A 26,892-nucleotide genomic window follows, 5' to 3' on the forward strand; every position below is an offset into this window, starting at 1 on the left:
TCGCTCGACGTACACCCCTTGGCGCGTCGGCGGCAAACATAGCGAGAGAGGCGTCGCGATAAGAGGCGCTGGCGGATTTCTACTCGCAGTGGCGGCGATCAGCGGAGAGGACGCGGAGAAGATGGCAGAGGACCCCCGGCTCCTTCTCTGGCGGCGCCGCCCGGACACGGCCTCCGTCGATCTGAACGGGCGCGTCCTGGTGCTCCCGCTGGACGTCTCCCCGATGGGCAGCCCCTACGCGCTGCGCGAGAGCGTGGCCGCGACCTGGCGGGCGCTCGACGACGAGCCGCAGGACTTCTCCGGCCTGGCCGACCGGCTCGCCCGCCTTCACTCCACCGATCCCGGCGCCATCGCCGACGACCTGGCGCGCGTGCTGAGCGGGCTGGAGGAGCTGCTCCTGGTCGAGAGCAGCCCGCGCGGCGAGGAGTCCCGATGAGCGTCGCGAGCGTCGTCGTCCCCAGCTACGCGGGTGCGGCGCGCCTGCCCCGCCTCCTCGCCGCCCTCGCGGCTCAGACCCACCGCGACCTCGACGTGGTCGTGGTCCTCGACGGCGTCGTCGATGCCAGCGAGCGCGCCCTCGACGCCTCCCCCGTGCCCGTGCGCCGCGTCGTGCTCCCCGAGAACCGGGGGCGCTCCGCCGCGCTCACCGCCGGCTTCGACGCCGCGCGGGGCGACGTGCTGATCCGCTGCGACGACGACCTCGAGCCCGGCCCGGGCTGGGCCGCCGCGCACGTCGGGGCCCATCGGGACGCGGTCGCCGGCGTCGTCGGCCTCTGCCCCGACGTCGACCCGGGCACCGCCTACTCCCGCGCCTACGGCCGGCCCGCCGGCGAGCGCTTCCGCCGCGGCGCCTACGCGGCGGGTTCCGACGCCTCCTGGCGCTACTGGGGCGGCAACGTCTCGGTGACGCGGGCGACGTACGACCGGGTCGGCGGCTACAGCACCGACTACCGCGAGTACGGCTGGGAGGACGTCGACTGGGGCTACCGGCTGCACCGCCTGGGAGTGCCGGTGCGGATCGAGCCCGGCGCCGAGGCCCTGCACCACGGCGCCTCCGTCTCGGCGGCGGTCCGCAGCCGGCGCGCGTTCCTCTCGGGGGCGGCCCGCCGCACCTTCGAGCGGCTGCACCCCGAGCAGGTGCGGGAGGCGGTGCCCGCGGCCGGCGCGTGGGACGCGGCCGTGCGCCTCCTGGCCCGCGGCGGGAGCGAGCGGCGGACGGCACTGGTCGCGGGAGTCGCGGACGCCGCGCTCGGAGTGGTGCCCCGCCCGGTCGGCGAGAAGCTGGTCGCGCTCGCCGTCGAGTCCGCGGCGATCGCGGGCTACGACCGCGGCAGAGGGCGTCCCGCGCACGGGTGACGGCGGCGCGGATCGACGGACCCGCGGGCCCGGCAGCGGCGCCGACGCCGTGCGGGAGCCGATCTAGGCTCCCCCGCATGCGAGTCCTTCTGGTGGGCGGAGCGGGCTACATCGGGAGCCAGACCGCCGTCGCGCTCCTCGAGAGCGGCCACGAGGCGCTGGTCGTGGACGACCTCTCGCACGCGAGCGAGCGGACCCTCGACGCGGTGGAGGAGCTGACCGGCTCAGTGGTCCCCCGCCTGATCGCCGACGCGCGCGACACGGCCGCGCTGACCCGCTTCCTCGCCGCCCACGGACCGGTCGACGCCCTGGTCCTGCTCGCCGGGCTCAAGTCGGTCGGCGACTCGGTGCGGCGGCCCCTCGAGTACTGGACGGTCAACGTCGGGCTCGCCACCGCGGCGTTCTCGGTCGCGGCGGAATCGGGGATCCGCACCGTCGTGTTCTCGAGCTCGGCGGCCGTCTACAGCCCGGGCGGCGCGATGCCGGTCGGGGAGGACTCCCCCGCCGGGCTGAGCGCGGCGAGCCCCTACGGCGCGACCAAGCGCGTCATCGAGGAGATCCTCGGCGACGCCGCGCGCGCCGATCCCCTCCTGCGCGCGGTCAGCCTCCGCTACTTCAATCCCATCGGCGCGCACCCGTCGGGGCGCATCGGCGAGGATCCGGCCACGGCGCCGGGGAGCCTCCTGCCCGTGCTGACGCGGGCCGCGGGCGACCCCTCCCGGTGCGTCGACGTCCTCGGCGACGACTACCCGACCCCCGACGGCACGGGGCTGCGCGACTACATCCACGTCTGCGATCTCGCGGCCGGGCATGTCGCGGCGCTCGAGCGCGCGCGGCCCGGGCACCGGGTCTACAACCTCGGCACGGGCTCGCCGACGAGCGTCCTCGAGCTGATCGACGAGGTCGAGCGCGCGAGCGGGGAGACGGTCCGGTGGCGGGCCGTGGGGCGCCGGCCGGGCGACCTCGCGGCGAGCTGGGCCGACCCGGCACGCGCCGAGCGGGAGCTGGGCTGGCGGGCGGTGCGCACCGTCCGCGAGGGCGTCCGCGACCAGTGGCGGTGGCAGACCCTGCAGCGCATCGGCGTCTCCTGATCCTTCGGGCACGGCGTCACTGAAAGAGTGATTTCTTCTTCTCCGCGACTCTCCTCCATCGTTGTGATCTCCGAGGGAATAGCGCCTCCGCGACGCACTCCAGACGATCCTCGCCATTCCACTCGCGGCTTATCCGGATCATCGGACTCTCCTTTCCCCGTCGTTCTGCGACGACTCGTACTCGCCTTTCGATTCCTTCTCCACGAGCCGGTTAGCTTCTACTGCACTGCTGATCGGTCACCGACGACGGATAAGCATTCGGAGCCGCTCCCGTCTCCGGATGGCCGCCCGATCCTCACCGCACGCCCGGGGGAAGGGGCCCACCATCACTGCCGTCATCGACGCGACCACCCGTTCCCGATCCGTCCCGCCGGTCGGTCCCGGCCTGATCGTGCACGAGTGGGTCGAGCGTCGCGGAGGCGCCGAGCGCGTGCTCGAGGCGATGACCGAGGCCTTCGCCGACGCCGACGTCCGCGTCCTCTGGAGCGACTGCGCCGAGGTCGTCGGCAGGCCCGTCTCGGAGTCCTGGCTGGCGCGCACGCCGCTGCGCCGCCACAAGGTCCTCGCCCTGCCGGCGATGCTGCCCACGTGGCGGCTCCCGGTCGGCGCCTCCCGCGAGTGGGTGCTGGTCAGCTCGCACCTCTTCGCCCACCACGTCCGCACCAGCGGACCGACCCGCAAGCTCGTCTACGCGCACACCCCGGCCCGCTACATCTGGGAGCCCGACCGCGACGGCCGCGGCAGCAGCCTCGCCGCCCGCACCGCGAGCCTGCTCCTCAAGCCGATCGACCGCCTCCGCGCCGCCGAGGCCTCCTCCATCGCCGTGAACAGCCTCTTCACCGGGCAGCGGGTGCGCGACGCGTGGCACCAGCCGTCGCGGGTCATCTACCCGCCGGTGAACACCGAGCTGCTCTCGACGATCACCGACTGGCGCTCCCCGCTCGACGACGACGAGCTGCGCCTCCTCGACTCGCTCGCCCGGCCGTTCATCCTGGGCGCCTCGCGGTTCGTCCCCTACAAGCGCCTCGAGAAGGTCATGGACGCCGGAGCCCGCACCGGGCTCCCGGTCGTCATCGCCGGGCACGGCCCCTGGGAGGCGCGGCTCCGCGCCTACGCCGAGGAGATCCGGGCCGACGTGACCTTCGTCGTCTCGCCCTCCGACCAGCTGATCCGCGCGCTCTACGCGCAGGCGCTCGTGTACGTCTTCCCCGCCGTCGAGGACTTCGGGATCATGCCCGTCGAGGCGATGGCCTGCGGGACGCCGGTCATCGGGACCGACATCGGCGGAGTGCGCGAGAGCGTGTCCCTCGCCGGCGGGGGCGTCATCGCCGACCTCGAGGGCGATCCCGACTGGAGCGACCTGCTGCGGCGTGCGCTCGCGCTCGACGTCGACGCCTTCCGGGCTCGCACCCGGGTCTTCTCGCGCCGGCGCTTCATCGCCGAGATCCAGGACTGGGTCGCCGAGCAGACCGCCTGACGACGGCGCTCCCCGCCGCGGGAGGCCGTCCGTGCGCGCGTCACCGTGCGTGCGGACGACCCTCCCGCGGAGGGATCAGAACAGGCCGCGCGGGGGCTCGATCGAGGCGAGGACGCCGGGAGCGGCGATCACGCTGAGGCGGCCGACCTCCTCCGGGGTCAGCTCGGGCAGGCGCTGCGCGAGGTCGAGGAAGCGCTCGATCTCGGACTCCTCGAGCACGTCGGCGGCGAGCGTGCGGAACTTCGACACGTACTGCTCGCGGCTGAACGGATGCGCGCCCAGCGGATGCGCGTCCGCCACCGCGATCTCGTCGACGATCGTCGTGCCGTCCGTCATCAGGATCTCGACGCGCGCGCCGAACGCCTTCTCGCCCGGATCGGTGGAGTGGTAGCGGCGCGTCCACTCCGCGTCCTCCTGCGTCGTGACCCGGTGCCAGAGCGCGATGGTGTCGGCGCGGGCGGCCCGCTCGGGGGCGTAGCTGTGCACGTGGTGCCAGGCGCCGTCCTGCAGCGCCACCGTGAAGATGTACGGCACGGAGTGGTCCAGCGTCTCGCGGGACGCGGCCGGGTCGTACTTCTGCGGGTCGTTCGCGCCCGAGCCGATCACGAAGTGCGTGTGGTGCGAGGTGTGCAGGACGATCCGCTCGACGCGCTCGGGGTCGGCGGCCTCGGGGTGCGTCCGGTGCAGGCGGCGGGCGAGGTCGATCAGCGCCTGCGCCTGGTACTCGGCCGAGTGCTCCTTCGTGTACGTGTCGAGGATCGCGCGCTTGGCCTCGCCGCGGTCGGGCAGCGGGACGTCGTAGCTCGCGTCGGCGCCGTCGAGCATCCAGGCGATGACGCCGTCCTCGCCCTCGTAGATCGGCGACGGGCTGGTCTCGCCGCGCATCGCCCGGTCGACCGCCTCGATCGCCATCTTCCCCGCGAAGGCCGGCGCGTACGCCTTCCAGCTCGAGATCTCGCCCTTGCGCGACTGCCGCGTGGCGGTCGTCGTGTGCAGGGCCTGCGCGACGGCCTGCTCGATCGTCGCGACGTCGAGGCCGAGCAGCGTGCCGATCCCGGCGGCGGCCGAGGGGCCGAGGTGCGCGACGTGGTCGATCTTGTGCCGGTGCAGGCTGATCGCGCGCACCAGGTCGACCTGGACCTCGTATCCGGTGACGATGCCGCGGACGAGCTGCGCCCCGCCGATGCCCGCGTGCTGGGCGACGGCGATCAGCGGAGGGATGTTGTCGCCCGGGTGCGAGTACTCGGCCGCCAGGAACGTGTCGTGGTAGTCGAGCTCGCGCACGGCGACTCCGTTGGCCCAGGCCGCCCACTCGGGCGAGACCCGGCGGGCCGGGTCGACGCCGAGGACGACCGAGCCCTGGCCGCCGATGGAGGCGGGGTGCGCGAGAGCCTGCGCGCGGGCGGCGACGACCGGGCGGCGCAGGAGCGACGCGGTAGCGACGGCGGCGTTGTCGATGACCCGGTTGACCACCATCTCGGCGACCTCGTCGTCGATCTCGACCGGATCGACGGCGACCTCGGCGAGCGCGTGGGCGAGCTGCCCGTGTCGCGGGAGCTCCTCGTCGCTGCGGTGGACGCGGACGTGGTGTTGGTGCACGGGCGGCTCCTTCGTCTCTCCCCCAGGCTATCGCCCGCCTCCGGCCCCGGCCGCGCGGGCAGAATGGGCGGATGTCCTCCCCCACGCGCGTCGCGGCGCTCGACTGCGGCACCAACTCCCTCCGCCTGCTGATCGCCGACGTGGAGGGCGGCCGCCTCCGGGACGTCCAGCGCCGCACCGAGCTCGTGCGGCTGGGCCGCGGGGTCGACCGCACCGGCCGCTTCGACCCGGCCGCGCTCGAGCGGACCCTCGCCGTCACCCGCGAGTACGCGGCCGCCGCGCAGGAGGCCGGCGCCGAGCGCCTCCGCTTCGTCGCCACCTCGGCCACCCGCGACGCCGCCGACCGCGAGGACTTCCTCGCCGCCGTCGAGCGGATCCTCGGCGTCACCCCGGAGACGATCTCCGGCGAGGAGGAGGCGCGGCTCTCCTTCCGCGGCGCGGTCTCGGCCGTCGACTCCGCCCGGCCCGTGCTGGTCGTCGACCTCGGCGGCGGCTCGACCGAGCTCGTGCTCGGCGGAGCGGAGCCGGAGCAGGCGCACTCGATGGACGTCGGCAGCGTCCGCCTGACCGAGCGCCACCGCCGGGCCGCCGAACCGACGGAGGGCGAGCGCGCGGCGATGCGGGCGGACGTGGGCGCCGCGCTGGCCGCCTCCTCCGTCGACCTCTCGCAGGCCCGGAGCGTCGTCGGCGTCGCCGCGACCGTGCTCACGATCACCGCGCACGTCCTCCGCACCACCGACCGCGCCGCGCTCGAGACGTCCCTCCCCCTCTCCGACGTCCTCGCCGCCTGCGACGAGCTCGCCGCACTGTCTCCGGAGGGGACGGCGGCCCTCCCCTGGGTCCGCCCGGGGCGCGAGGACGTGCTGGCGGCCGGCGCGCTGGTCTGGGGCGAGGTCCTCCGCGCGGTCCACGAGGCGTCGCCGGGCGTCGACCGGGTCCGCTCGACCGCGCACGACATCCTCGACGGCATCGCGCTCGGCCTCGCCTGACGCCCGCGCGGGTCAGGCGGTGAGGGCGCTCCCGGAGTCGCGCGGGAGCCGGGCGGCGGCGGCGAGCGGCACGAGGGTCAGCACCGCGAGGGCGAGGAAGGCGACGCGGTACGGGACGAGGCCGGGCCCGATCGCGGTGCCGACGGCGAGCGCCACCGCGCCCACCGCGACTCCGAGTCCGGCCGCGATCTGCTGCGTGGTGGCGTTGAGGGTGTTCGCGCCCGACATCCCCTCCTGCGGGACCTCGGCGAACGTGACGGTGTTGTAGGCCGTGAAGCCCGCCGAGCGGGCCACTCCGCTCAGCACCAGCAGCGCCACCACGAGCGCCACCGGAGTCGCCGGCTCGAGGAACGCCATCGCCGCCATGCACGCCGCCCCGACCGCGCTCGCCGCGACCAGCACCCCGCGGAAGCCGAGGCGCCGCAACAGCGGAGTCGTGGCCGGCTTGATCGCCAGGTTGCCGGCGAAGAGCGCCAGCACCACGGAGCCGGCCTGCACCGGGCTCCAGCCGAACGCGTCCTGGAACAGCAGCGGGAGCAGGAACGGCACCGCGTTCACGGTCGCCCGGTAGAGCGATCCGCTCGCGTTGGCGACCCGGAAGGTGCGGAAGCGGAAGGCGTCGAGCCGCACGAGCGGATGCTCGGCGCGGCGCAGGTGCCGCACGGCGAGCGCCGTCACGACCGCGCCGACGAGCAGCGGCGCCACCGCCCGCCCGTCGAGCTCGGAGCCGGTGAGGAGCCCCGCCGCTCCGACCAGCGCGCCGAGCCCGACCGCGACGAGCACCAGCCCCGTGACGTCGAGCGGGGGCGGCGCGCTCTCGGCGGTGGCGGGGACGATCCGGCGCGCGATCGCGAACGCGACGACCCCGAGGGGCAGGTTGATCAGGAAGATCCAGTGCCAGGAGGCGACGGTCGTGAGCAGCCCGCCGAGGAACGGCGCGATCACGGGGGCGACCAGTCCCGGCCAGACCAGGATCGCGATGGCGTGGATGATCCCCTCCCGCGGAGTCGCCCGCAGCACCGCGAGCCGGCCGACCGGCACCATCAGCGCGCCGCCGACGCCCTGCAGGACCCGGGCGCCGACCAGAAGCGGCAGCGTGGGGCTGAGCGCGCAGAGCAGGGAGGCGAGGGTGAAGACGGCGATCGCGCTGGTGAAGACGCGGCGCACGCCGAAGCGCTCGCTGAGCCAGCCCGAGGCCGGGATGAGGACGGCGACGGTGAGGAGGAACGCGGTGACGGTGATCGAGACCGCGGCGGAGTCGACGCCCAGGTCGGCGGCGATCGCGGGCGCGGCGGTCGTCACGATCGTGGCGTCGAGGTTCTCCATGAAGAAGCAGCCGGCGACGAGCAGCGCGAGGGAGCGGTGGCGGGGGTCCGTGCTGTCCTCCTCGGCGTGGGGCTGTCGGCGGCGAGCGTAGCGCGGCGACGGCGCGGCCGCCGGGCGGGTACCGTCGCAGCATGAGCGCTGCAGCCGAGACCAGGACGATCCAACTCCGACGCTACGAGCTGATGGACGCGGTGATGGACGACTTCCTCGCCTGGTTCCCCGAGCGGATCGTGCCGGCGCGCGAGGCCCACGGCTTCCGGATCGAGTTCGCCTACGCCGACCGCGAGGTGAACGAGTTCGTCTGGGCGGTCAGCACGGCCGGCGACGCCGACGCGTTCGCCGAGGTCGAGCGGGCGTACCTGGCCTCGCCCGAGCGCGACGCCGCCTTCGCGGGCGAGCCGAAGCGCGTCGCGGTGCAGCACGTGCGGCTGGTCGAGCGGATCGTCTGACCCGGGCGGCGTCCTGCCGGGGCGCCGCCGACTCCGGGCGCCGTCGGGTCCGGGCCCGTCAGCTCCGGGCGCGCCGCACGGCCGCGAGGACGCCGCGGACCACGAGCGTCCCGACCGCGATCGACCCGATCGCTCCGGTCAGGCGCGCCCAGACGTGCTTCGGCCGGTCGATCCCGGCGCGGTCGGCGGGCGAGGGGAGCGAGGCGGGCGCGAGCGTGCGGCCCGCGGCTCCCGCCTCGGCCATGTGGGCGAGCCGGCGCACGGCCTCGCGGTTGCGGATCCAGAGGAACGAGTGCATCAGCGGCTTCGGGACGAGCGTGCCCGGGCCCTTCACGGGCGCCTCGTGCATCCGCACCTTCGCGCCGCGCGCGTGCGGCTCGACCTCGACGCGCACCCGGGCCTCGCCGAGCGGCCAGCCGGCGGCCTGGATGACCATCCGGCGCGGCGGGTCCCACTCGAGGACCGTGGTGCGGTCGTCGATCACGAGCGGCCAGAGGCCGAAGGAGTGGTGCAGCTGCGAGCCCACGTGCGGGAAGTCGGCGTCGACCTTCCGCATCCGCGACGCGCCGACGACCCAGCTCGGGAACAGCCAGCCGGAGGCGAGCACCGCGAAGACGGACTCGGGCGGGCAGTGGACGACGCGGGTGGTGCGGGACATCGCGGACTCCTTCGAGTGGTGGTGGGGCGCGTGGCGGCGCCGTCCCTCAGCCTGGCAGGCCGGGGGCGGCGACGGGCGCAGCGCAACGGCGGCGGCTCAGGCCGGGTGCGCCTCCGGCGACAGGTCGGGGGACTCGCGCACCCCGAACTCGTGCCGCAGCGCGCTGCGGGCGGCGTGCCAGCCGGCCATGCCGTGCACGCCCGGCCCGGGTGGGGTGGACGAGGAGCAGAGGTAGAGCCCCTTCGCGGGCGTCCGCCACGGGTCGGTCGTGAGGACCGGGCGCGAGAGCAGCTGCGCGACGCTCGCGGCTCCGGCGGCGATGTCCCCGCCCAGGTAGTTCGGGTTGTAGGCCTGCATGTCGCGGGCGGTCATCGAGGAGGCGCCGATCACGCGGTCGCGGAACCCGGGGGCGAAGCGCTCGATCTGGGCGGTGATCGCCTCCTGCTGGTCGGCGGGCGAGTACCGGGGGACGTGCGTGTACGCCCAGAGGACGTGCTTGCCCTCGGGCGCCCGGGTCGGATCGACGATCGAGGGCTGCGCCACCAGCACGTAGGGGCTGCGGCTGTGCCGGCCGCGCTTCACGTCGCGCTCGGCGGCCGCGATCTCGGCGCGGCTGCCTCCCACGTGCAGCGTGCCTGCGCCGGCGAGCTCCGGGTTCGTCCACGGCACCGGTCCGTCGAGGGCGAAGTCGACCTTGGCCACGCCGTTGCCGTAGCGGAAGCGCTGGAGGGCCGCGGCGTACGCCGGGGGCAGCCGGTCCCCCGCCATCGCGAGCAGCGCCGTCGGCGTGCCGTCGACGAGCACGGCGCGGGCCGGGGGCAGCTCCGAGAGCGAGGTCACCTCGACGCCGGTCTCGATGGTGCCGCCGTGCGCCCGGAGGTCGTCGGCGAGCGCGTCGACGATCGACTGGCTGCCTCCGATCGGCACCGGCCAGCCGCGCGCGTGGGCGTAGGCGCCGAGCGCCAGGGCGGCCGCGGCCGTCGACGGGCTCGGCATCGGGCGGATCGAGTGCGCGGCGACCCCGGAGAACATCGCCGGGGCGACGTCCTCGCGGAAGCGCAGATTCCACACCGGGGTGCCCTGCTCGAGCACCCGCAGTCCGAAGCGGATCAGCACGCTCGGGTCCGTCGGGATCCGCAGCAGCGCGTCGTTGGTGAAGCCCGCGACGCGGTCGGCCCGCTCGGAGAGAGGTCCCATCAGGGCGCGCCACGCCGCTCCGTCGCGCCCCAGCGCCTCGACCGTGCGGTCGAGGTCGCGGTAGGCGATGCCCGCGCGGCCGCCGTCGAGAGGATGCGCGTACGAGATCTCGGGGACGACCAGCTCGATGCGCCGGTCGAGCCCGAAGGCGCGGAAGAAGCCGGACGCGAGCGCCATCGGGTGCACCGCCGAGCAGACGTCGTGGTGGAAGCCGGGCAGCGTCAGCTCCGCCGTGCGCGCGCCGCCGCCGATCGTCTCGTTGCGCTCGAGCACGGTGACCGAGAGCCCGGCCCGCGCGAGCGTGACCGCGGCGGCGAGGCCGTTGGGCCCCGCCCCGACGACGACGGCGTCGACCACGGTCACTTCCTCCGCAGGGCCGAGACGACGCCCGCGGCGCCGGCGGCGAGGGCCGCGGCGGCCCCCGCGTAGCTCAGGGCGCGGTGGCGGATCATCCAGATCTGGGGCGTCATGGTGTGCGCGCGGTCGCTGAAGAGGCCGCGGGCGCCGTGATCGCCGGGGACCGGCTCGTACACGTTGTTCGGGAGCATCGGCTCCGTCTTGTCGGGGGCCTGCTGACCGTCGAAGGCGCTGCGGGCGAGGTACCAGTCCATGAAGCGCCCGGCGAAGCGGTCGCCGAGGATGGTGCCCGCGGTCGGCTCGCCGACCCAGGTGCGGCGGCGCGGCTTGTCGGCCACGTCGGCGATCGCGATCGCGCCCACCTCGGGCTCGTAGATCGGCGGCACGGGCTGCGGGTGGTGCGGCAGCTGCGACTTCACCCAGTTGAACTGGATGGTGTTGAGCGCCGGCATGTCGACCTCGGACAGGCGCACGCGGCTCTTCGCGTGCAGCAGCTCCGCGGTGACGGCCTCGGTGAAGCCTCGGGCGCCGAACTTGGAGGCGCAGTACGCGGCCTGCAGCGGGATGCCCCGGTGCGCGAGGGCGGAGCCGACCTGGATGACGTGCCCGCGGTCGCGCGGGGTCATCCGGGAGAGGGCTGCGCGGGTGCCGTTGACGAAGCCGAAGAAGTTGACGCCCACGGCGCGCTCGAAGTCGGCGGGCTCGGTCGAGAGGAACTCGCCGAAGACGCCGACCATCGCGTCGTTGACCCACAGCTCGATCGGGCCGAGCTCGGCCTCGACCCGGTCGGCCGCCGACTCGACGGCCTCGCGGTCGGCCACGTCGGTCGGGATGCCCAGCCCGCGCCGGCCCTTCTGCTCGATCTCGGCGACCGTGGCCGCCAGTCCGTCCTCGCCGCGCGCCAGCACGGCGACGTCCCAGCCGCGGGAGGCGAGCTCGCGGACCGTGGCGCGTCCGAGCCCGGCCGTGCCGCCCGTGACGACGGCGACTCCGCGGCTCATGCGCGGGCCTCGCGGGAGGAGGTCTCGAGGCGGGGGTGCTGCGTCATGGTGCGGGCTCCTTCGTGAGGGCGCGGTGTGCGTCGGGAGTCCCACGCTAGGCGGGAGCGGCGGCGCGGCGCGCGGGGTTGCGCCCGATCGGTGGAGAGCTCGGTGGATCCGCGCCCGGGGAGGAGAATCGCTCCCGACAGCTCCCGGCTCTCCTCCAGAGACCGCCGCCAGACTGACGCCCGCCCGAGCACCCTCCGACCGGATCGACGCATGACCTCTCTCCTCGACCTGAGCCTCGTCTCCGGCCCCCTCGTCGTCGCCGTCTACGTGCTCGCGATCGGAGCGCTCCTCCTCCTGCTCGCCGCCCACGTCCGCGCTCCCCGCCGCGGGCGCTCCCGGCGCGGCGGGATCGCCGTCGCGGTCCTCCTCCTGGGCCTGATCGGCGGCGCCGCCCTGGCCGCCCTCGTCGACGGGCCCGACGGCCCGTTCGGCGTCGACTTCACGCCGGTCACCCGGGTCGCGATCGGCCTCGGGATCGGCGGGCTGGGCGTCGCCCTGGTCGTCCTCGGGCACGCGATCGCCCGCCGCCGCGCGCGGGGGGTTCTCGCATCGCTCGCGGCCGGAGTGCTCGTCGTCGCGGCGGCCGCGATGACCGTCAACATCGACTTCGGCCAGTACCCCACGGTGCGCAGCGCGCTCGGGATCAGCGCGTACTCCGACTCCTCCGTGCCGGTCGCCGCCGCGGACGGACCGCACTCGGACCTCGCGACCTGGACGGCCCCGGCCGGGATGCCCGCCGTCGGCTCGGTCTCGACGGTCGCCATCCCCGCCACCGCGTCGGGCTTCCCGGCCCGCGACGCGGTGGTCTACCTCCCGCCCGCGGCCCTCACCGCGGCACCGCCGCTGCTGCCGGTGATGATCATGCTCTCGGGGCAGCCGGGGTCGCCCTCCGATCCGCTCTCGACCGAGAAGTTCCAGCAGACCCTCGACGCCTACGCCGCCGCGCACGCCGGCCTCGCGCCGATCGTCGTGTCGCCCGACCAGCTGGGCGATCCGGACAGGAACCCGATGTGCGTCGACTCGCCGCTCGGGAAGTCGGCCACCTACCTCACCGTCGACGTCCCGAACTGGATCCGCGCCAACCTGCCGGTGCTCGGCGACGCGCAGCACTGGGCGATCGGCGGCCTCTCGCAGGGCGGGACCTGCTCGATCCAGCTCGGCGCCGGCCACCCGTCGCTCTTCGGCAACATCGTCGACGCCTCGGGCGAGCTCGCGCCGACCCTCGGCAGCGAGGCGGCGACGGTCGCGCAGGGGTTCGGCGGCGACCAGGCCGCCTACGAGACCGCGAAGCCGGTGAACGTCCTCGCGGCGAACGCCCCCTACACCGGCACCGTCGCGATCTTCGGAGTCGGCGCCGAGGACACCTCGTTCCTCCCCGGAGCGAAGACCGTCTACGCCGCGGCCGTCGCCGCCGGCATGAGCGCCACCTACCTCGAGGTGCCGGACAGCGCCCACGACGTCACGGCGTGGTCGGCGACCTTCGACAAGGGCCTCGAGATCCTCGCCGACCGCTGGAAGCTCGTCCCCGCCTCCTGAACGGCTCCGCGCCTCAGGCGCTCTCGACCAGCCGGACCGCCGCCTCGACCCCGCCGCTCCACGGCGCTCCGTGGCCCGGAACCACCCAGCGCGCCCCGGTGGGCAGGAGCGCCCGGAGCGACGCGAGCGCCTGCTCCGGCTCGTCGGTGAAGGGCGCGGGCTGCGGACCCGTGCGGCCGGTGAGCACGTGGCGGGTGGTCAGCCCGTCGCCGACGAAGACCGCGTCGGCCAGCGGCACGTGCACGGCGATGCTCCCCGGGGAGTGGCCCGGGAGCGCGATCACGCGGGGAGCGCCCGGCAGGTCGAGCGTCTGCCCGTCGTGCACCTCGACGACCTCGGTGAGCGGCGGGACCGTCGCGATGCCCTTCCGCAGCGCGTAGGCCGCGAAGCCGAGGAGCGGCAGGACGCGCAGCCGCGGTGTCGCGGTCCTCGGCTTCGCCCCGCCCTTCGCCCGCTCGGCGTCGGCGGCGTGCACGTGGACCGGCACGCCGTGATCGCGGCGCAGGCGCTCGGCGAAGCCCACGTGGTCGGAGTCGCCGTGGGTCAGCACGACGCCGCGCACGTCGTCGAGGGTGCGGCCCATCGCGCGCAGCTCGGCCAGGAGCTCCGGCCAGAGACCGGCCGGCCGCGTTCCTCCTCGTGATGGCCCCCGCTCCCGGCACGCCCGTCACCGCCCAGGAGTACCGCGACGCGGCGAGCGCCCGCCTGCTGGACCTCACCGCGCAGCTGGCGGGCGAGGAGGACGCCCTCGAGGCGGCGCGCACGCTGACCGCCTGGGCGACGGGGTTCATCGAGATGGAGATCACCGGCGCCTTCACCCTCGGCGGCGATGTGGAGAGCGCCTGGCGCTTCGGGCTGGGGCGGATCGTCTCCGCGCTCGCTCCGGCCGCGTCGCGCTGAGCGCCGCCGCTCAGGCCCGGCGGAGCGCCGCCTCGTCCTCGAGGAACCGCGGACGGCACGCGACGATCCCGCTGACCAGCAGCACCGCCACTCCGGCGAACAGCAGCGCGTACGCGCCGCCCCAGTCCCCCTGCGCCTCGTAGAGCACGCCGATCAGCAGCGGACCGAGGCAGGCGAGCCCGTAGCCGAGCCCCTGCGTGGCGCCGGAGAGGGTCGAGGAGCCGGTGGTCGTCCGCGTCCGCGCGTTCACGAGCGTCAGCGTCATCGGGAACGTGCTGACGCCGAGCCCGAGGCAGACCACCCACGCCACGGCACCCTCCAGCGGAGCGACGACGAGGCCCGCGTAGCCGACGGCGAGCAGCACGCAGCACACCACCACGACCACGACCGGGTTGCGCATCCCCAGAGTCAGCGGCGGCACCACGAAGGCGGCGGCGAGGCCGAACACCGAGAACAGCGCCAGCAGCGCCCCGCCCTGCGCCGGATCCGCGCCCGCGTCGACGAGGATCGTCGGCAGCCAGGTGATGATCCCGTAGGTGTGCAGACCGGTCATCCCGAGCATCAGCACCATCGCCCAGAGCAGCGGCGTGCGCCACGCCCCGTCCACACGGCCGCCGGCGGCGGCCGGAGCCGCCCCGCCTCCTCCGCGGGCCGCGAGCGCCGCCCAGAGCAGGCAGGCCGCGGCCGTCATCACGGCCCAGATCCCGATCGCCCAGCGCCACCCCGCCGTCGAGGCCAGCGGCACCGCGACCAGCGGAGCGACGAACTGGCCCACCTGCAGCAGCGCCAGGTAGAGCGAGCTGACCGTCTTGATCCGCTCGGCGAAGTACCGCTTCACGATCGGCACGATGAGCACGTTCGTGGTGCCCACGCCCGCGAAGGCGACGACGGTCGAGAGCACCAGAGCGACCGGGCTCGGGCTCAGCGCGCGGAGGGCGATGCCCAGCGTGGTCACCAGCGTCGCGATCGCGAGCGTGCGCTCCAGGCCGATCCGGCGCGAGACGGCCGCGGCGACGAAGCCGAAGACGGCGAAGGAGGCGGTGACGATCGTCCCCAGCGCCCCGTAGAGCGAGGGCCCGAAGCCGAGATCGGTGCCGATCGTGTCGAGCAGCGGGCTGAAGCCGGTGACGGCGGTGCGGAGGTTCAGCGCGGTGATCGCGATGGCGGCGAGGGCCAGGAGGGCGGTGGCGCGGAGCGTCGGTGCTGCGGTCATGGAGTCCCCGAGAGATAGGATGATGGGATGAATCCTGGCGAGTCTAGCCCCGCGGCGCCGTTCCAGCGCGAGAGCGTGATCGACCACGTCACGGCGCTGTTCCACGAGGAGATCCGCTCGGGCCGCTGGGCCGTCGGCGAGCGGATCCCGGTGGAGGCCGAGCTCGCCCGCTGGACCGGCGCCGGACGCAACTCCGTCCGCGAGGCCGTCCAGGCCCTCGTGCAGGCGGGCCTCGTGCGGCGGGAGCAGGGGCGCGGCACGTTCGTCACCGCGCGCTCGCAGCTCGCCGAGTCGCTGCGCCGCCGCATCCCGAGCGCCGCCCGCCGGGAGGGCCTCGAGCTGCGGTTCGCGATCGACGGGGCGACGGCCGCGCTGGCGGCCGAGCGCCGCACCGGGGAGGACGTCGCCGCCCTCCGCTCCCTGCTGGCCCGCCGGGCCCGCTCGTGGGAGGCGCCGGAGCTCGCCGAGCGGATCGCCGCCGACACCGCGCTGCACCGGGCCGTCGTCGTCGCGACCCACAACGACCTGTTCGTCGAGCTCTACGACGGCCTCACCGGCATGTTCGAGTCGGTGCTGGAGGAGGACGTCGTCGGCGAGGAGGACGTGCACGCCCGCCAGCACGCCGAGCTGGTCGAGGCGATCGCCGCGGGCGACGCCGAGGGGGCGCGGCGCCGGATCGAGGAGCTGCTCGCGCCGCTGCTGGCCGAGGCGCAGCAGGGCGGCGGCTGAGGAGGATCCTCCGAGGCGGGCGGCACGCGCTCACGGCCGGCGTCGTGCCGCCCGGCGAGCGGGATCAGCCGAGTGGGATCAGCCCCGCGGACGACGGGTCGACCAGAGCGCCCACGCCACCAGCAGCGGCTGGAACGCGAGGCGCACGGCGCGCTTGCGGTCGGTGTCGAGGCCGAAGGCGCTCGTCCGCGTCACCCACTGCGAGACGTTGCCCGGGAAGATCGCGGTGAAGAAGGCGGCGGCCGCGGCTCCGACCAGCGGCGCCCGGCGGCGCGCGAGCACCAGGGAGGCGCCCAGGCCGATCTCCACCACGCCCGAGGCGAGCACGACCGCGTCCTTGTCCAGCGGCACCCACTCGGGGACCTGCGCCTGGAACTCCTCCCGCTTGCGGGTGAGGTGGCTCACCCCCGCGAAGAGGAGGGCGGAGCCGAGGAGCACCTTGGCGCCGGTGCGGAGGAGGGACGGGGAGGAGGATGTCATGCGCTCCATCGTTCCCGATGCGGGCCGCCGCCGCCGCCGTGGCGCGGCCAGTGCGCACGAACGTGCCGGTGTCGGAGGCGGCGCCTAGTCTGATCGCGTGACTGACCGCATCCTCGTCCTCACCACCGGTGGCACCGTCGACAAGGAGTACTCGCTCGCGGGCGAGCTCGAGATCGGCGCCCCGATGGTGCCGCGCCTGCTCGCCCCGGTGCTCACCACGCTCGAGTTCCGCGTCGAGGAGGTCCTCGCCAAGGACAGCCTCGAGCTCGACGACGCCGATCGGGCCCTCATCCGCGAGCGGGTGCTCGCCGCCGAGGAGGACCGGATCGTCCTCACCCACGGCACCGACACGATGACCGCGACGGCCGAGGCCCTCGGCGTCGTCCGCGATCGGGTGGTCGTCCTCACCGGCGCGATGCAGCCCGCACGGATGCTCGACAGCGACGCCGCGTTCAACCTCGGCACCGCGGTGGCCGCCGTGCAGCTGCTGCCGCCGGGCGTCTACCTCGCGATGAGCGGGCGGGTGCTGCCCGCCGGCTCCGTGGTGAAGGACCGGTCGATCGGGGTGTTCCTCCCGGCCTGAGCCGGACCAGGATCGAGGGGCGCCCGCGGACGGGCTCCCGGCCGGACCGGCGTCAGGCCTCGGCGAGCTCCGCGGTGCAGGCCGCGCAGAGCCCGAAGACGTCCACGACGTGGTGCGCGTCCGTGAATCCGTTCTGCGACGCGACCGAGCGCGCCCACTCCTCGACCTCGTCGGCCGCGATCTCGACCGTCAGCCCGCAGCGGCGGCAGATCAGGTGGTGGTGGTGCGTCCCCGGCGTGCAGGCGCGGTAGAGGCTCTCGCCCTCGGGCGACTGCAGCGAGTCGGCCTCGCCCTCCACGGCCAGGTCCGAGAGCGCGCGGTAGACCGTCGCGAGCCCGATCGGCGAGCCGGAGGCGTGCAGCGCACTGTGCAGGCCCTGGGCGCTGACGAAGTCCTCGCGACGCCCGAGAGCCTCGCGCACCGCCTCGCGCTGCCACGTGTTGCGCTTGACCACTGGACCACCTCCACTCCGCACGACCCGGGCCACGCTACCGCCCCCCGCCGACGGCGAGCCGGGAGCGCCGGACGCCCTTGCGGCCGATGATCCGGCAGACCGCGTAGATCGCGAACGAGATCGTCGTCACGTAGGGGCTGATCGGGATCGATCCGCCCAGCGCGAGCAGGATGCCGCCCACCAGCGCGCCGACGGCGAAGAGCACGCTCAGCAGCGGCACGATCACCGGCGAGGCGGACAGGCGCAGCGCCGCGGCCGCCGGCGTCACCAGGATCGCGAGCACGAGCAGCGAGCCGACGATCTGCACCGAGACGGCGACCGCGAGGCCGAGCAGGAGCATGAACGCGATCGAGAGCGCCCGGGTGGGGATGCCGCGCGCGGCCGCCACGTCGGCGTCGACGCTCGCGAAGGTGAGGGGGCGCCAGATCAGCGCGAGACCGACGAGGACGACCACCGAGATGCCGATCAGCCACCCGAGCTGCGGGTCGTCGACCGCGACGATCTGACCCGTGAGCAGGCCGAACTTGTTCGCGCTGCGGCCCGGGTAGAGGGCCAGGCAGAGGATGCCGATGCCGAGTCCGAACGGCATCAGCACCGCGATGATCGAGTTGCGGTCGCGGGCGCGCGAGCCGAGCACGCCGATCAGGACCGCCGCGATCAGCGAGCCGACGATCGATCCCTCGACGACGCCGACGCCCAGCAGCAGCCCCGCGGAGGCCCCCGCGAACGAGAGCTCGCTGATGCCGTGGACCGCGAAGGCCATGTCGCGCGACATCACGAAGACGCCGATGAGCCCGCCGACCACTCCGAGGACCGCGCCGGCGATCACCGAGTTCATCAGCAGCGACAGCAGCGCTCCGTAGTCCGAGAAGTCGAAGATCTGCGACCAGACGTCCGTCACGACTGCCCCTCCTCGTGCTCGTGCACGTGCGAGTGGTCGGGTGCGCCGACCACGATGACCCGACCCCGGGCGCGGATCACGTCGACGGGTGCATCGTAGAGCTCGCTGAGCACCTCCGAGCGCAGGACCTCGTCGGGGGTGCCGATCCGGAACCGGCCGCCGGCGAGGTAGAGCACGCGGTCGACCATGCCGAGCACCGGATTCACGTCGTGCGTGACGAAGAGGACGCCGAGGTTCCGCTCGCGGCGGTGCCGGTCGATCAGCTCACTGACCGCCCGCTGGTGGGCGAGGTCGAGCGCGATCAGCGGCTCGTCGCAGAGCAGGAGCGCCGGGTCGCCCGCGAGCGCCTGGCCGACGCGGACGCGCTGCTGCTCGCCGCCGGACAGGCTGCCGATGGGGGCGTCGGCGAAGGCGGTGGCGCCGACGGCCTCGAGCAGCGCGTCGACGGCCGCGCGCCGGGAGCGGGAGGGCAGGGGCAGGCCGAACCGGTGGCCGTCGATCCCGAGCCCGAGCAGATCGCGGGCGCGCAGCGGAGTGCCCTCGTCGGCGAGCTTCTGCTGCGGGATGTAGCCGATGCGCCGGTTGCCGCGGTGCACGGGCTCGCCGAGCACCTGCAGCTCCCCCGCGCTCAGCTGCTGCTGGCCGAGCACCGCGCGCAGGAGGCTCGTCTTGCCGGAGCCGTTCGCCCCGAGCACCGCGACGAACTCGCCGGCGCGCACGTCGAGGTCGACGCCGCTCCACAGCTCGCGGTCGCCGAAGCGGAGCCCGGCGCCGCGCAGCCGCAGCACGGACGCCGAAGGGCCCGCCTCCGGGGAGACGGGCCTGGTCGGGGAGTCGTGGCTCACTGGGAGAGGGCTCCCTCGATCGCGTCGAGGTTGGCGGTCATCCAGCCGGTGTAGTCGTCGCCCTCGGGCAGCGTCTCGGTGACGGGGACGGCCGGGATCCCGGCGGCCTTCGCGGCGTCGAGCACCGCGTCCGTCTGCGCGCCCTCGGTCTGCTCGTTGTAGATCAGCGCGTCGACGGCCTCGCCGGAGAACAGCGCCAGCGTCTCCTGGAGCGTGGTCGCGGGGACGTCGGTGCCCTCCTCGACCGCCTCGCTGAAGGCCTCGGGAGTCGCGTCGGTCAGGCCGAGCGCATCGGTCATGTACAGCGGGACGGGCTCGGTGATCGCGATGGAGCGGCCGGAGAGCGTGCCCTTCAGCCCGCCCTCGCGGGCGATCAGGGCGTCGAGCCCCTCGTCGAGGGTGGCGAGATTGGCGGAGTAGGCGGAGGCGTTGTCGGGGTCGAGCGCGGCGAGCTCGTCGCCGATCCGCCCAGCGACCTCCTTCATCACCGAGAGGTCGTACCAGACGTGCTCGTTGAACTCCGCGTGCTCGTGCCCGCCCTCCGACTCCTCCTCCTCCGCGTGGTCGTGGACGTCCTCCAGGCCGGCGATCACGGTGGCCGTGATGACGGGGGCCTCGGTGCCGGCCGCGCTGATCATGGTGTCGAGGAAGTGGTCGTAGCCGCCGCCGTTCTCGATCACGAGGGTCGCGCCGGACACGGCGAGCTGGTCGCGGGCGGTGGCCTCGTACTCGTGCGGGTCCTTGTCCGGGCTGTCGATGATGCTGGTCACCTCGACCAGGTCGCCGCCGATGCTCGAGACGAGGTCGCCGTAGACGTTCGTCGACGCGACGACCTTCACGGGCCCGCCCGCGGCGGCGGCGGCGGAGCTGTTGGAGGCGCTGCCCGCTCCGGAGCAGCCGCTCAGGGCGAGCGCGGTGCCGCCGAGGAGGGCGGTGAGGGCGAGGAGGCGGGTCTTCACGGTGAGCCGATCTGGGTCAGGGGCCGGGCGGGTGCTCCCACGCTAACGGCTATTGATAACGATTGTCAAAATCGTGCAGAGGCGCCCGCCGGTCATCCGCGGACACACACGGACACGGGGCGACACGCGCCTCGCTCCGGGCACCTCGCCCCTGGCACAGTCGCTGCACACCGCCCCCGACGAGACGAGGACACCGTGACCACCACCGCACCCACGACCACCGACGCCGCGACGCCGATCGGCGCCGCAGCCGAGCACTGGTCGGCCGCACCCCGGCCCGACTCCCCGGACGCCTGGCTCGTCCGCGCCGAGGAGGTCGCCGCCGTGCTCGCGACCGACGCCCTCGAGCGCGACCGCGCCGGCGCCGCCCCCTTCGCCGAGGTCGCCCTGCTCAAGGCGGCCGGCCTCGTCACGCTGCTCGGGCCCGCCGAGCACGGCGGCGGCGCCCAGGAGTGGACCACCGCCCTCCGCGTCGTCCGCACCGTCGCGCGCGGCGACGGCTCGATCGGCCAGCTGCTCGGCTACCACTACCTCTGGGCCTGGGCGGCCCGCCTCGTGGGGACCCCTGAGCAGATCATCGCGGTCGAGCAGCTCGCGACCGAGGGGGACCTCCTCTACGGAGGCGCGGTGAACCCGCGCGACTCCGACCTCACCGTGCGGGAGGAGGGCGACGAGTTGGTCTTCACCGGCCGCAAGTCGTTCTCGACCGGCGGCGTGGTCAGCGACCTGACCGTGCTCGAGGGGGTGCTCGAGGGGACGGACACCCACCTCTTCGCGATCGTGCCCACCGATCAGGAGGGGATCGTCTTCGGCCGCGACTGGGACAGCCTCGGCCAGCGCCTCACCGAGTCCGGCTCCGTCGAGATCCGCGGCGTCCGCGTGCCGTGGGCGGCGGCGGCCGGCTTCGTCGACAAGGTCTACCGTCCGCTCGTCTACAACACCCTCAACGTGCCCGTCATCCAGCAGGTCTTCGCCGAGTTCTACCTCGGCATCGCGCAGGGAGCGCTCGAGCGCGCGGCGCAGTACACCCGCGAGCGCACCCGGGCCTGGCCGTACGGCGGCGACGACAAGGAGCGCGCCGGCGACGAGTGGTACGTGCTCGAGGGATACGGCGACCTGCAGTCCCGGCTCTGGGCCGACGAGGCGCTGATCGACGCGACGGGGGCCGCGCTCTCGGCCGCGCTGCACGCTCCGCGCGAGGAGCTGACGCCTCGGCGCCGCGGCGAGATCGCCGTGCGGATCGCCGCGGCCAAGGCGCGGATCGTGGAGGACGGCCTCGCGACGGCGACCCGCGTCTTCGAGCTGACCGGCGCCCGCGCCTCCGCGAGCTCGGTCGGACTCGACCTCTACTGGCGGAACCTCCGCACCCACTCCCTGCACGATCCGCTGCCCTACAAGCGCCGCGAGGTCGGCGTCTTCGCCCTGCTCGACACCGTCCCCGAGCCCAGCTGGTACACCTGATCGGCCGCGGGGCGCGTCCTGCTCCGGCGGCGCGCCCCGCCCGCACGCCGCCCCGGCGTCGATCCGCGACAGGCCGGAGCGGAGCCCCGGGGTAGCGTGAGGGCCGAGCGGAGGGAGGACCGTGGCCGTCACGCTGCACGACGTCGCCCGCGCCGCCGACGTCTCGATCAAGACCGTCTCGAACGTGATCAACGACTATCCGCACGTGCGCCCGGCCACCCGCTCCCGGGTGCAGGCGGCCATCGCGCAGCTGGGCTACCGCCCCAACCTCTCCGCGCGGAGCCTGCGCCGCGGCCGCACCGGCGTGATCGGCCTCGCCCTGCCGGAGCTGAGCCTCCCCTACTTCGCCGAGCTCGCCGACAGCGTGATGCGCGCCGCCGACGAGCGCGGCCTGACGGTGCTGATCGAGCAGACCGGCGGCGACCCCGAGCGCGAGCGGAGCGTCCTGGCGAGCGAGCGCCGGCAGCTCACCGACGGCCTGCTCTTCAGCCCGCTGGGCCTCGCCGACGAGGACGCACTCGCGGTCGGCTTCCCCCTGGTGCTGCTCGGCGAGCGGATCTTCACCGGGCTGGTCGACCACGTCACCATGCAGAACACTGCGGCGGCGCGCGCGGCCACCGCGCACCTGCTCGCCTCCGGAAGGCGCCGGATCGTGGCGCTCGGGACCCACCCCGACGCCGCTGTCAGCTCGGCGTCGCTCCGCCTCGAGGGCTACCGCGCCGCGCTCGCCGAGGCCGGCATCGCCTACGACGAGCGGATGATCGGCGTCTCGGGCCCGTGGCGGCGCTCCGGCGGCGCCGAGGCGATGCGCCGCGTGCTCGCCTCCGGGCTCGACTTCGACGCCGTGTTCGCACTCAACGACACCCTCGCGCTCGGCGCGGTCCGCGCGCTCCAGGAGGCGGGGGTCCGCGTGCCCGAGGAGGTGGCGGTGATCGGCTTCGACGACATCGACGAGGCGGGCTACTCCTCCCCCAGCCTCTCCACCGTGGACTCGGGGCGCGACGAGATCGCGCGCACCGCGGTCGAGGTGCTGCAGGCCCGGATCGAGGGCACCCGCACCGGCCCCGGGACGCTCCACGAGGCGGCGTTCACCGTGGTCGCCCGGGAGTCGACCGCGGGCCGGCCGATCGCGGAGGACCCGCCGGTCGGCCGGGCGTCGGCCGGGGCCTAGGCGCAGGTCCCGCTGCCGCAGATCTCGCGGCGGATCCACGCTCCCGCGTCCGCGACGGCCAGCTCGCCGCGGCGGAGGAGCCGACTCCACTCCACGGCCCGCGTCGTCAGCCGGTCGTCGGCCGAGCCGCGGACGTCGCCGCCGACGGTCCGGAGGAACAGGTGCGCGAGCGGGCCGCCGAGGTACAGCGTGGCGCCCGCGACGCCGGCGAAGTGGCGGGCCTGGCCGCGGGTGCCGTCGTCGTAGGGGCGGCGGAAGCCCTTCCCCCGGACCCGGTTGCGGCCGCCGTGCGCCAGGTCGAGAGCGCCGAGCGGGGCGCTGCGGATGCCGGCGACGTCCTTCGCGACGGCCGCGAGGAACGCGCGCGGGCGGGGATGCGACGCCGCGAGGGCGTCGGCGCGGTCGGCGAGCTCGGAGCAGGCGTCGGTGACGGCATCGGAGGAGGGCACCCGCCCAGTCGAGCACAGGTGCGCTGAGCGGCGGCGGGGAGACGCGACGCCCGAAGAGGTCTGCCGCCGTCGGCAGCGGTGAGCAGCGAGGCAGGAGGGGGCCGGTGCCGCTCTTGACAGCGGCCGAGCCGGGGCGGACCATCGTGTACAACGTTAGAAAGACCGCTCGCCGCCGAGCCCGCTGCGGGAGCCCGAAGCCCGAAAGGCCCTCATGACCGACGCCCCCGCCGCCACCGCGCGCATCAGCCTCGACCCCGCCGCGGTCGTCGCCCCCGTCACTCCGCGCCTCTTCGGCTCGTTCGTCGAGCACCTCGGCCGCTGCGTGTACGACGGCATCTACGAGCCCGGCCACCCCGCCTCGAACGAGGACGGGTTCCGCCTCGACGTGGTCGAGCTGGTCAAGGAGCTGGGCACCACGACGATCCGCTACCCCGGCGGCAACTTCGTCTCGGGCTACCGCTGGGAGGACGGCGTCGGCCCGCGCTCCGAGCGCCCCCGCCGCCGCGACCTGGCCTGGCACTCGCTCGAGACCAACGAGGTCGGGCTGGACGACTTCGCGAAGTGGGCGGAGCTGACCGGCAGCGAGATCATGTACGCCGTCAACCTCGGCACCCGCGGCGTCCTCGAGGCGCTGGACGTCCTCGAGTACGCCAACGGGCCGGCCGGCACCGCTCTCGCCAACCAGCGCATCGCCAACGGCGGGACCGAGCCCTACGACATCCGCATGTGGTGCCTCGGGAACGAGATGGACGGCCCCTGGCAGGTCGGCCACATGAGCGCCGACGACTACGGCAAGCTCGCCTCCCGCACCGCCAAGGCCCTCAAGATCGCCGACCCCTCGCTCGAGCTGGTCGTCTGCGGCTCGTCGAGCTCGTCGATGCCGACCTTCGGCGAGTGGGAGCGCGTGGTCCTCGAGCACGCGTACGACGACGTCGAGTACGTCTCGTGCCACGCCTACTACCAGGAGTACGACGGCGACCTCGGCTCCTTCCTCGCCTCCTCCCTCGACATGGAGTATTTCATCGCCACCGTCGCAGCGACGGTGGACCACGTGAAGTTCAAGCTCAAGAAGACGAAGGACATCAAGCTCTCCTTCGACGAGTGGAACGTCTGGTACCTCGAGGAGTGGCAGGCCAAGGAGAAGGCCGACGCCGAGGGCGACCAGAGCGCCCGCGAGTGGGCCTACGCCCCGCGCCTGCTCGAGGACGTCTACTCCGTCGCCGACGCCGTCGTCCTCGGCAACCTGATGATCACGCTGCTGAAGAACTCCGACCGGGTCACCTCCGCCTCCCTCGCGCAGCTCGTCAACGTGATCGCGCCGATCATGACCGAGCCGGGCGGAGCCGCGTGGCGCCAGACCACGTTCTTCCCGTTCTCGACCACTGCACGCCTGGCCTCCGGCTCGGTGCTGCGCCCCCGGATCGACGCGGGGACCTACTCGACCGCCCGTCACGGCGACGCTCCGCTCATCGACTCCGTCGCCACCGTCGACGAGGGCCGCGCGGCCGTCTTCCTGGTGAACCGGTCGCAGACGGAGCCGATCGAGGTCACCGTCGACGTCAGCGGCCTCGGAGTGTCGAGCATCGCGGAGGCGGTGGCCCTGTTCGACGAGGACCCCTACGCGAAGAACACGCGTGACGACCAGAACCGCGTTCGCCTGCGCGAGGCCCCGGCGACGCTCGAGGACGGCGTGCTGACGCTGACCCTCCCGCCCGTCTCGTGGACGGCGGTCGCGCTCACGGAGTAGCGGCGTCCGACCCGCGGGACCGCGTCCGGCCTCCCGGAGCCGCGCGGACCCGCGGGCCCCGTCGGGAACCGTCCCGGCTCAGGCCCCGGGCCACAGCGGGGAGGAGGCGCTCGAGCTGGTCCGCGAGGTCGTCCGCCACCCCCACGAGTACGTGGCGGGGATCGGGCTCGACAACCTCGAGACGGCGGGTCCGCCCGAGCGCTTCGCCGACGCCTACCGCCTCGCCGGGGAGGCCGGCCTGGGCCGGACCGCCCACTCCTCCGAGCACGCCCCGACCGCGGCCAACACGACGACCTGCCTCGATCTGCTGGGCTGCGACCGGATCGACCACGGCTACTTCGTCCTCGAGGACCCCGCCGTCGTCGAGCGCGTCCGCGAGCAGGGCGTCGTGTTCACCGTCGCCTCGACGACCTCGCGCCGCTCCTGGCGGCCCTGGCGGCGCGCGTCCATCCGGGCGATGCTCGACGCGGGACTGCGGGTCGTGCCGTGCTCCGACGATCCCGGGATGTTCCCGACCACGCTCGCCGACGAGTACCGTCTCGCCGCCGGCCCGATCGGCGCGACCGCCGCTCAGCTGCGCGCGATGGCGCTCACCGGAGCGGAGGCCTCCTGGCTGCCCGCCGACGAGAAGGAGAGTCTGCGCGCGTCGTTCGCCGCGGAGCTGGACGCGCTGGACGCGGAGTTCGGGCTCGTCTGAGGCCCGGGACGCGACGGGCTCCCCGCCCTGACAGAGTGGACGGATGAGCCCCCTCCCCGATCCCCTGGCCTTCGACCTCGAGGCGCTGCGCCGGGAGGTGCTGCCGGACGACGGGGGCGAGGTCGACGACAGCATCCCCGCGCTCGCGGACGCCGACCCGGGACTCTGCGCGATCGCGCTCGTCCTGCCCGACGGGTCCGTCCGCGCGAGCGCCGACGCGGAGTCGGGGTTCAGCATCCAGTCGGCCGTGAAGCCGTTCCTGTTCGCGCTCGCGCTCCTCGACACCGGCGGTGACGCGCTCGACCGCGTCGGCATCGAGCCCACCGGCGAGGCCTTCGACGCCCTCAAGCTCGAGAGCGGCACCGGGCGCCCGCCGAACCCGATGGTCAACGCGGGAGCGCTGCTGACCGCCGCCTTGGTCGACGGCGGCGACGCCGACGGCCGGAGCGAGCGGATCCTCCGCGGCCTCTCCGCCTTCGCCGGCCGCCCGCTCTCCGTCGACGAGAGCGTCGCCGCCGACGAGCACCTCCTCGGCGACCGGAACCACGCCCTCGCGCACCTGATGCGCGCGGAGGGCACCCTGCACCGCAGCGCCGACGACGCCGTCTCCGCGTACGCCCGAGCGTGCGCCGTGCTGGTCGACGTCCGCGACCTGGCCGCGATGGGCGCGACCCTCGCGTTCGGCGGCGTGCACCCGGGGACCGGCGAGCGGGTCGTGCCGGCGTCGGTCGCGCGCGACGTGGTCGCGGTCATGGCGACGTGCGGTGTCTACGACGGCTCGGGCCGCTGGATGCGCGCGGTCGGCGTCCCCGCCAAGTCGAGCGTCTCGGGCGCCCTCGTCCTCTCCGCTCCCGGCCGCCTCGGCGCCGCCGTCGTCAGCCCGCCGCTGGACCCCCAAGGCACCAGCGTCCGCGGCGCCCGCGTCGCCGCCCGCCTGAGCGACGCCCTCGCCCTGCACTCCTTCGCCGTCTCCCCCCGCTGACCGCTGCCGTTCCCCCGCTCTCCCCGCTCCCGCCGGCGCAGCCGCGGCCCGTGCCCCGCGCCCTCAGCGGAGACCACCCGCCCTCCCTCGACAGCGAAGGGCCGAGCCGCATCCGTGCACGCTCGCCCGCAGGGCCGAGCCGCGTCAGCGCACGCTCGCCCGCAGGGCCGAGCTGACCGCCGAATCGCGTTCCAGTGATTCGCCGTAGCGGTACGCTCCCCGCTCCACGAAACGCAC

At 74.6% G+C, this 26,892-nt stretch carries 28 protein-coding genes; 15 read left to right on the forward strand and 13 right to left on the reverse strand.

The window, feature by feature from the left end; genetic code table 11:
• The first annotated feature begins 121 nt into the window (after window positions 1-121).
• The 4 genes from C5C56_RS12460 (at window position 122) to C5C56_RS12475 (ending at window position 3,924) form a co-directional block, all read left to right on the forward strand.
• Entirely contained in the window at window positions 122-436 is a 315-nt protein-coding gene (locus C5C56_RS12460; protein WP_146079006.1) for a hypothetical protein, read from the forward strand.
• Window positions 433-1,356 carry a glycosyltransferase family 2 protein gene (locus C5C56_RS12465; RefSeq protein WP_104248009.1) on the forward strand — a complete coding sequence of 308 codons (924 nt, stop codon included), beginning with the start codon at window positions 433-435 and terminating at the stop codon, window positions 1,354-1,356. Before C5C56_RS12460 ends, C5C56_RS12465 begins: the two co-directional genes overlap by 4 nt.
• Before the next feature lie 77 nt (window positions 1,357-1,433).
• The gene (galE, locus tag C5C56_RS12470) at window positions 1,434-2,447 is read left to right on the forward strand and encodes a UDP-glucose 4-epimerase GalE (protein ID WP_104319716.1); all 1,014 of its coding nucleotides are present in this window, start codon (window positions 1,434-1,436) and stop codon (window positions 2,445-2,447) included.
• Between the two features lie 280 nt (window positions 2,448-2,727).
• Window positions 2,728-3,924 (forward strand): glycosyltransferase, encoded by a 1,197-nt coding sequence (locus C5C56_RS12475; RefSeq protein ID WP_104319717.1) that lies wholly within the window; start codon window positions 2,728-2,730, stop codon window positions 3,922-3,924.
• Between the two features lie 75 nt (window positions 3,925-3,999).
• On the opposite strand, the gene C5C56_RS12480 is transcribed toward C5C56_RS12475, so the two are convergent.
• A complete protein-coding gene (locus C5C56_RS12480; RefSeq protein ID WP_104248007.1) occupies window positions 4,000-5,523 on the reverse strand; it encodes an MmgE/PrpD family protein in 1,524 nt (507 codons plus the stop codon).
• A 71-nt stretch (window positions 5,524-5,594) separates the two neighbouring features.
• On the opposite strand from C5C56_RS12480, the gene C5C56_RS12485 reads away from it, so the two are divergent.
• On the forward strand, window positions 5,595-6,512 hold the full coding sequence (locus tag C5C56_RS12485; protein WP_104248006.1) for an exopolyphosphatase: 918 nt from the start codon (window positions 5,595-5,597) through the stop codon (window positions 6,510-6,512).
• A 12-nt stretch (window positions 6,513-6,524) separates the two neighbouring features.
• Here the strand turns inward: C5C56_RS12485 and C5C56_RS12490 are convergent, their stop codons facing one another.
• The gene (locus tag C5C56_RS12490; RefSeq protein ID WP_104251039.1) at window positions 6,525-7,838 is read right to left on the reverse strand and encodes an MFS transporter; all 1,314 of its coding nucleotides are present in this window, start codon (window positions 7,836-7,838) and stop codon (window positions 6,525-6,527) included.
• A gap of 131 nt (window positions 7,839-7,969) precedes the next feature.
• Between C5C56_RS12490 and C5C56_RS12495 the strand changes: the two genes are divergently transcribed.
• A complete protein-coding gene (locus C5C56_RS12495; RefSeq protein WP_104248004.1) occupies window positions 7,970-8,287 on the forward strand; it encodes an NIPSNAP family protein in 318 nt (105 codons plus the stop codon).
• A gap of 58 nt (window positions 8,288-8,345) precedes the next feature.
• On the opposite strand, the gene C5C56_RS12500 is transcribed toward C5C56_RS12495, so the two are convergent.
• The 3 genes from C5C56_RS12500 to C5C56_RS12510 form a co-directional block, all read right to left on the reverse strand.
• Window positions 8,346-8,945: an SRPBCC domain-containing protein gene (locus C5C56_RS12500; RefSeq protein ID WP_104233566.1), complete on the reverse strand. Its 600-nt coding sequence runs from the start codon at window positions 8,943-8,945 to the stop codon at window positions 8,346-8,348.
• 96 nt (window positions 8,946-9,041) lie between these two features.
• On the reverse strand, window positions 9,042-10,499 hold the full coding sequence (locus C5C56_RS12505; protein WP_374954277.1) for a phytoene desaturase family protein: 1,458 nt from the start codon (window positions 10,497-10,499) through the stop codon (window positions 9,042-9,044).
• 2 nt (window positions 10,500-10,501) lie between these two features.
• On the reverse strand, window positions 10,502-11,500 hold the full coding sequence (locus tag C5C56_RS12510) for an SDR family oxidoreductase (RefSeq protein ID WP_104233564.1): 999 nt from the start codon (window positions 11,498-11,500) through the stop codon (window positions 10,502-10,504).
• A 258-nt stretch (window positions 11,501-11,758) separates the two neighbouring features.
• Between C5C56_RS12510 and C5C56_RS12515 the strand changes: the two genes are divergently transcribed.
• Window positions 11,759-13,084, forward strand: a complete 1,326-nt coding sequence (locus C5C56_RS12515; RefSeq protein ID WP_104315537.1) for an esterase family protein — start codon at window positions 11,759-11,761, stop codon at window positions 13,082-13,084.
• Between the two features lie 13 nt (window positions 13,085-13,097).
• Here the strand turns inward: C5C56_RS12515 and C5C56_RS12520 are convergent, their stop codons facing one another.
• Entirely contained in the window at window positions 13,098-13,685 is a 588-nt protein-coding gene (locus C5C56_RS12520; protein WP_308471506.1) for an MBL fold metallo-hydrolase, read from the reverse strand.
• A 41-nt stretch (window positions 13,686-13,726) separates the two neighbouring features.
• Here C5C56_RS12520 and C5C56_RS12525 point away from each other — a divergent pair, with 41 nt between their 5' ends.
• The gene (locus C5C56_RS12525) at window positions 13,727-13,984 is read left to right on the forward strand and encodes a TetR-like C-terminal domain-containing protein (RefSeq protein ID WP_146086486.1); all 258 of its coding nucleotides are present in this window, start codon (window positions 13,727-13,729) and stop codon (window positions 13,982-13,984) included.
• Between the two features lie 10 nt (window positions 13,985-13,994).
• Here C5C56_RS12525 and C5C56_RS12530 read toward each other — a convergent pair whose 3' ends face one another.
• Entirely contained in the window at window positions 13,995-15,197 is a 1,203-nt protein-coding gene (locus tag C5C56_RS12530) for an MFS transporter (protein WP_104261300.1), read from the reverse strand.
• Between the two features lie 27 nt (window positions 15,198-15,224).
• Here C5C56_RS12530 and C5C56_RS12535 point away from each other — a divergent pair, with 27 nt between their 5' ends.
• Window positions 15,225-15,926 carry a FadR/GntR family transcriptional regulator gene (locus C5C56_RS12535; RefSeq protein ID WP_104319721.1) on the forward strand — a complete coding sequence of 234 codons (702 nt, stop codon included), beginning with the start codon at window positions 15,225-15,227 and terminating at the stop codon, window positions 15,924-15,926.
• Between the two features lie 78 nt (window positions 15,927-16,004).
• Here the strand turns inward: C5C56_RS12535 and C5C56_RS12540 are convergent, their stop codons facing one another.
• On the reverse strand, window positions 16,005-16,415 hold the full coding sequence (locus C5C56_RS12540; RefSeq protein ID WP_181027249.1) for a hypothetical protein: 411 nt from the start codon (window positions 16,413-16,415) through the stop codon (window positions 16,005-16,007).
• Window positions 16,416-16,503: 88 nt separating this feature from the next.
• Between C5C56_RS12540 and C5C56_RS12545 the strand changes: the two genes are divergently transcribed.
• Window positions 16,504-16,989 (forward strand): asparaginase domain-containing protein, encoded by a 486-nt coding sequence (locus C5C56_RS12545; RefSeq protein WP_104224541.1) that lies wholly within the window; start codon window positions 16,504-16,506, stop codon window positions 16,987-16,989.
• A 52-nt stretch (window positions 16,990-17,041) separates the two neighbouring features.
• On the opposite strand, the gene C5C56_RS12550 is transcribed toward C5C56_RS12545, so the two are convergent.
• The 4 genes from C5C56_RS12550 to C5C56_RS12565 are packed head-to-tail and all read right to left on the reverse strand — an operon-like array spanning window position 17,042 to window position 20,148.
• Window positions 17,042-17,443 carry a Fur family transcriptional regulator gene (locus tag C5C56_RS12550; RefSeq protein WP_104238381.1) on the reverse strand — a complete coding sequence of 134 codons (402 nt, stop codon included), beginning with the start codon at window positions 17,441-17,443 and terminating at the stop codon, window positions 17,042-17,044.
• Between the two features lie 34 nt (window positions 17,444-17,477).
• Entirely contained in the window at window positions 17,478-18,281 is an 804-nt protein-coding gene (locus tag C5C56_RS12555; RefSeq protein WP_104233592.1) for a metal ABC transporter permease, read from the reverse strand.
• A gap of 59 nt (window positions 18,282-18,340) precedes the next feature.
• Entirely contained in the window at window positions 18,341-19,189 is an 849-nt protein-coding gene (locus C5C56_RS12560; protein ID WP_104227225.1) for a metal ABC transporter ATP-binding protein, read from the reverse strand.
• Window positions 19,186-20,148, reverse strand: coding sequence for a metal ABC transporter solute-binding protein, Zn/Mn family (locus C5C56_RS12565; RefSeq protein ID WP_104319722.1), 963 nt, complete (start codon window positions 20,146-20,148; stop codon window positions 19,186-19,188). The genes C5C56_RS12560 and C5C56_RS12565 overlap by 4 nt, the downstream gene beginning before the upstream one ends.
• Before the next feature lie 195 nt (window positions 20,149-20,343).
• On the opposite strand from C5C56_RS12565, the gene C5C56_RS12570 reads away from it, so the two are divergent.
• Window positions 20,344-21,609 (forward strand): acyl-CoA dehydrogenase family protein, encoded by a 1,266-nt coding sequence (locus C5C56_RS12570; protein ID WP_258065671.1) that lies wholly within the window; start codon window positions 20,344-20,346, stop codon window positions 21,607-21,609.
• Between the two features lie 121 nt (window positions 21,610-21,730).
• Window positions 21,731-22,780, forward strand: coding sequence for a LacI family DNA-binding transcriptional regulator (locus tag C5C56_RS12575; protein ID WP_104263358.1), 1,050 nt, complete (start codon window positions 21,731-21,733; stop codon window positions 22,778-22,780).
• Here the strand turns inward: C5C56_RS12575 and C5C56_RS12580 are convergent.
• Complete coding sequence (locus C5C56_RS12580; RefSeq protein ID WP_104224546.1) at window positions 22,777-23,229, reverse strand: hypothetical protein; 453 nt, start codon at window positions 23,227-23,229, stop codon at window positions 22,777-22,779. The two genes, C5C56_RS12575 and C5C56_RS12580, sit on opposite strands and share 4 nt — an antisense overlap.
• 211 nt (window positions 23,230-23,440) lie before the next feature.
• Between C5C56_RS12580 and C5C56_RS12585 the strand changes: the two genes are divergently transcribed.
• From C5C56_RS12585 to glsA, 3 genes are all read left to right on the forward strand, one after another.
• On the forward strand, window positions 23,441-24,976 hold the full coding sequence (locus C5C56_RS12585) for an alpha-N-arabinofuranosidase (protein ID WP_104319723.1): 1,536 nt from the start codon (window positions 23,441-23,443) through the stop codon (window positions 24,974-24,976).
• A 115-nt stretch (window positions 24,977-25,091) separates the two neighbouring features.
• A complete protein-coding gene (locus C5C56_RS12590) occupies window positions 25,092-25,673 on the forward strand; it encodes a hypothetical protein (RefSeq protein ID WP_104256444.1) in 582 nt (193 codons plus the stop codon).
• 43 nt (window positions 25,674-25,716) lie between these two features.
• Window positions 25,717-26,655, forward strand: a complete 939-nt coding sequence (gene glsA, locus C5C56_RS12595) for a glutaminase A (protein WP_104319724.1) — start codon at window positions 25,717-25,719, stop codon at window positions 26,653-26,655.
• Window positions 26,656-26,892: the final 237 nt, after the last annotated feature.

The sequence above is a fragment of the Rathayibacter sp. AY1D1 genome, assembly GCF_002932635.1.
Taxonomy (GTDB): Bacteria; Actinomycetota; Actinomycetes; order Actinomycetales; family Microbacteriaceae; genus Rathayibacter.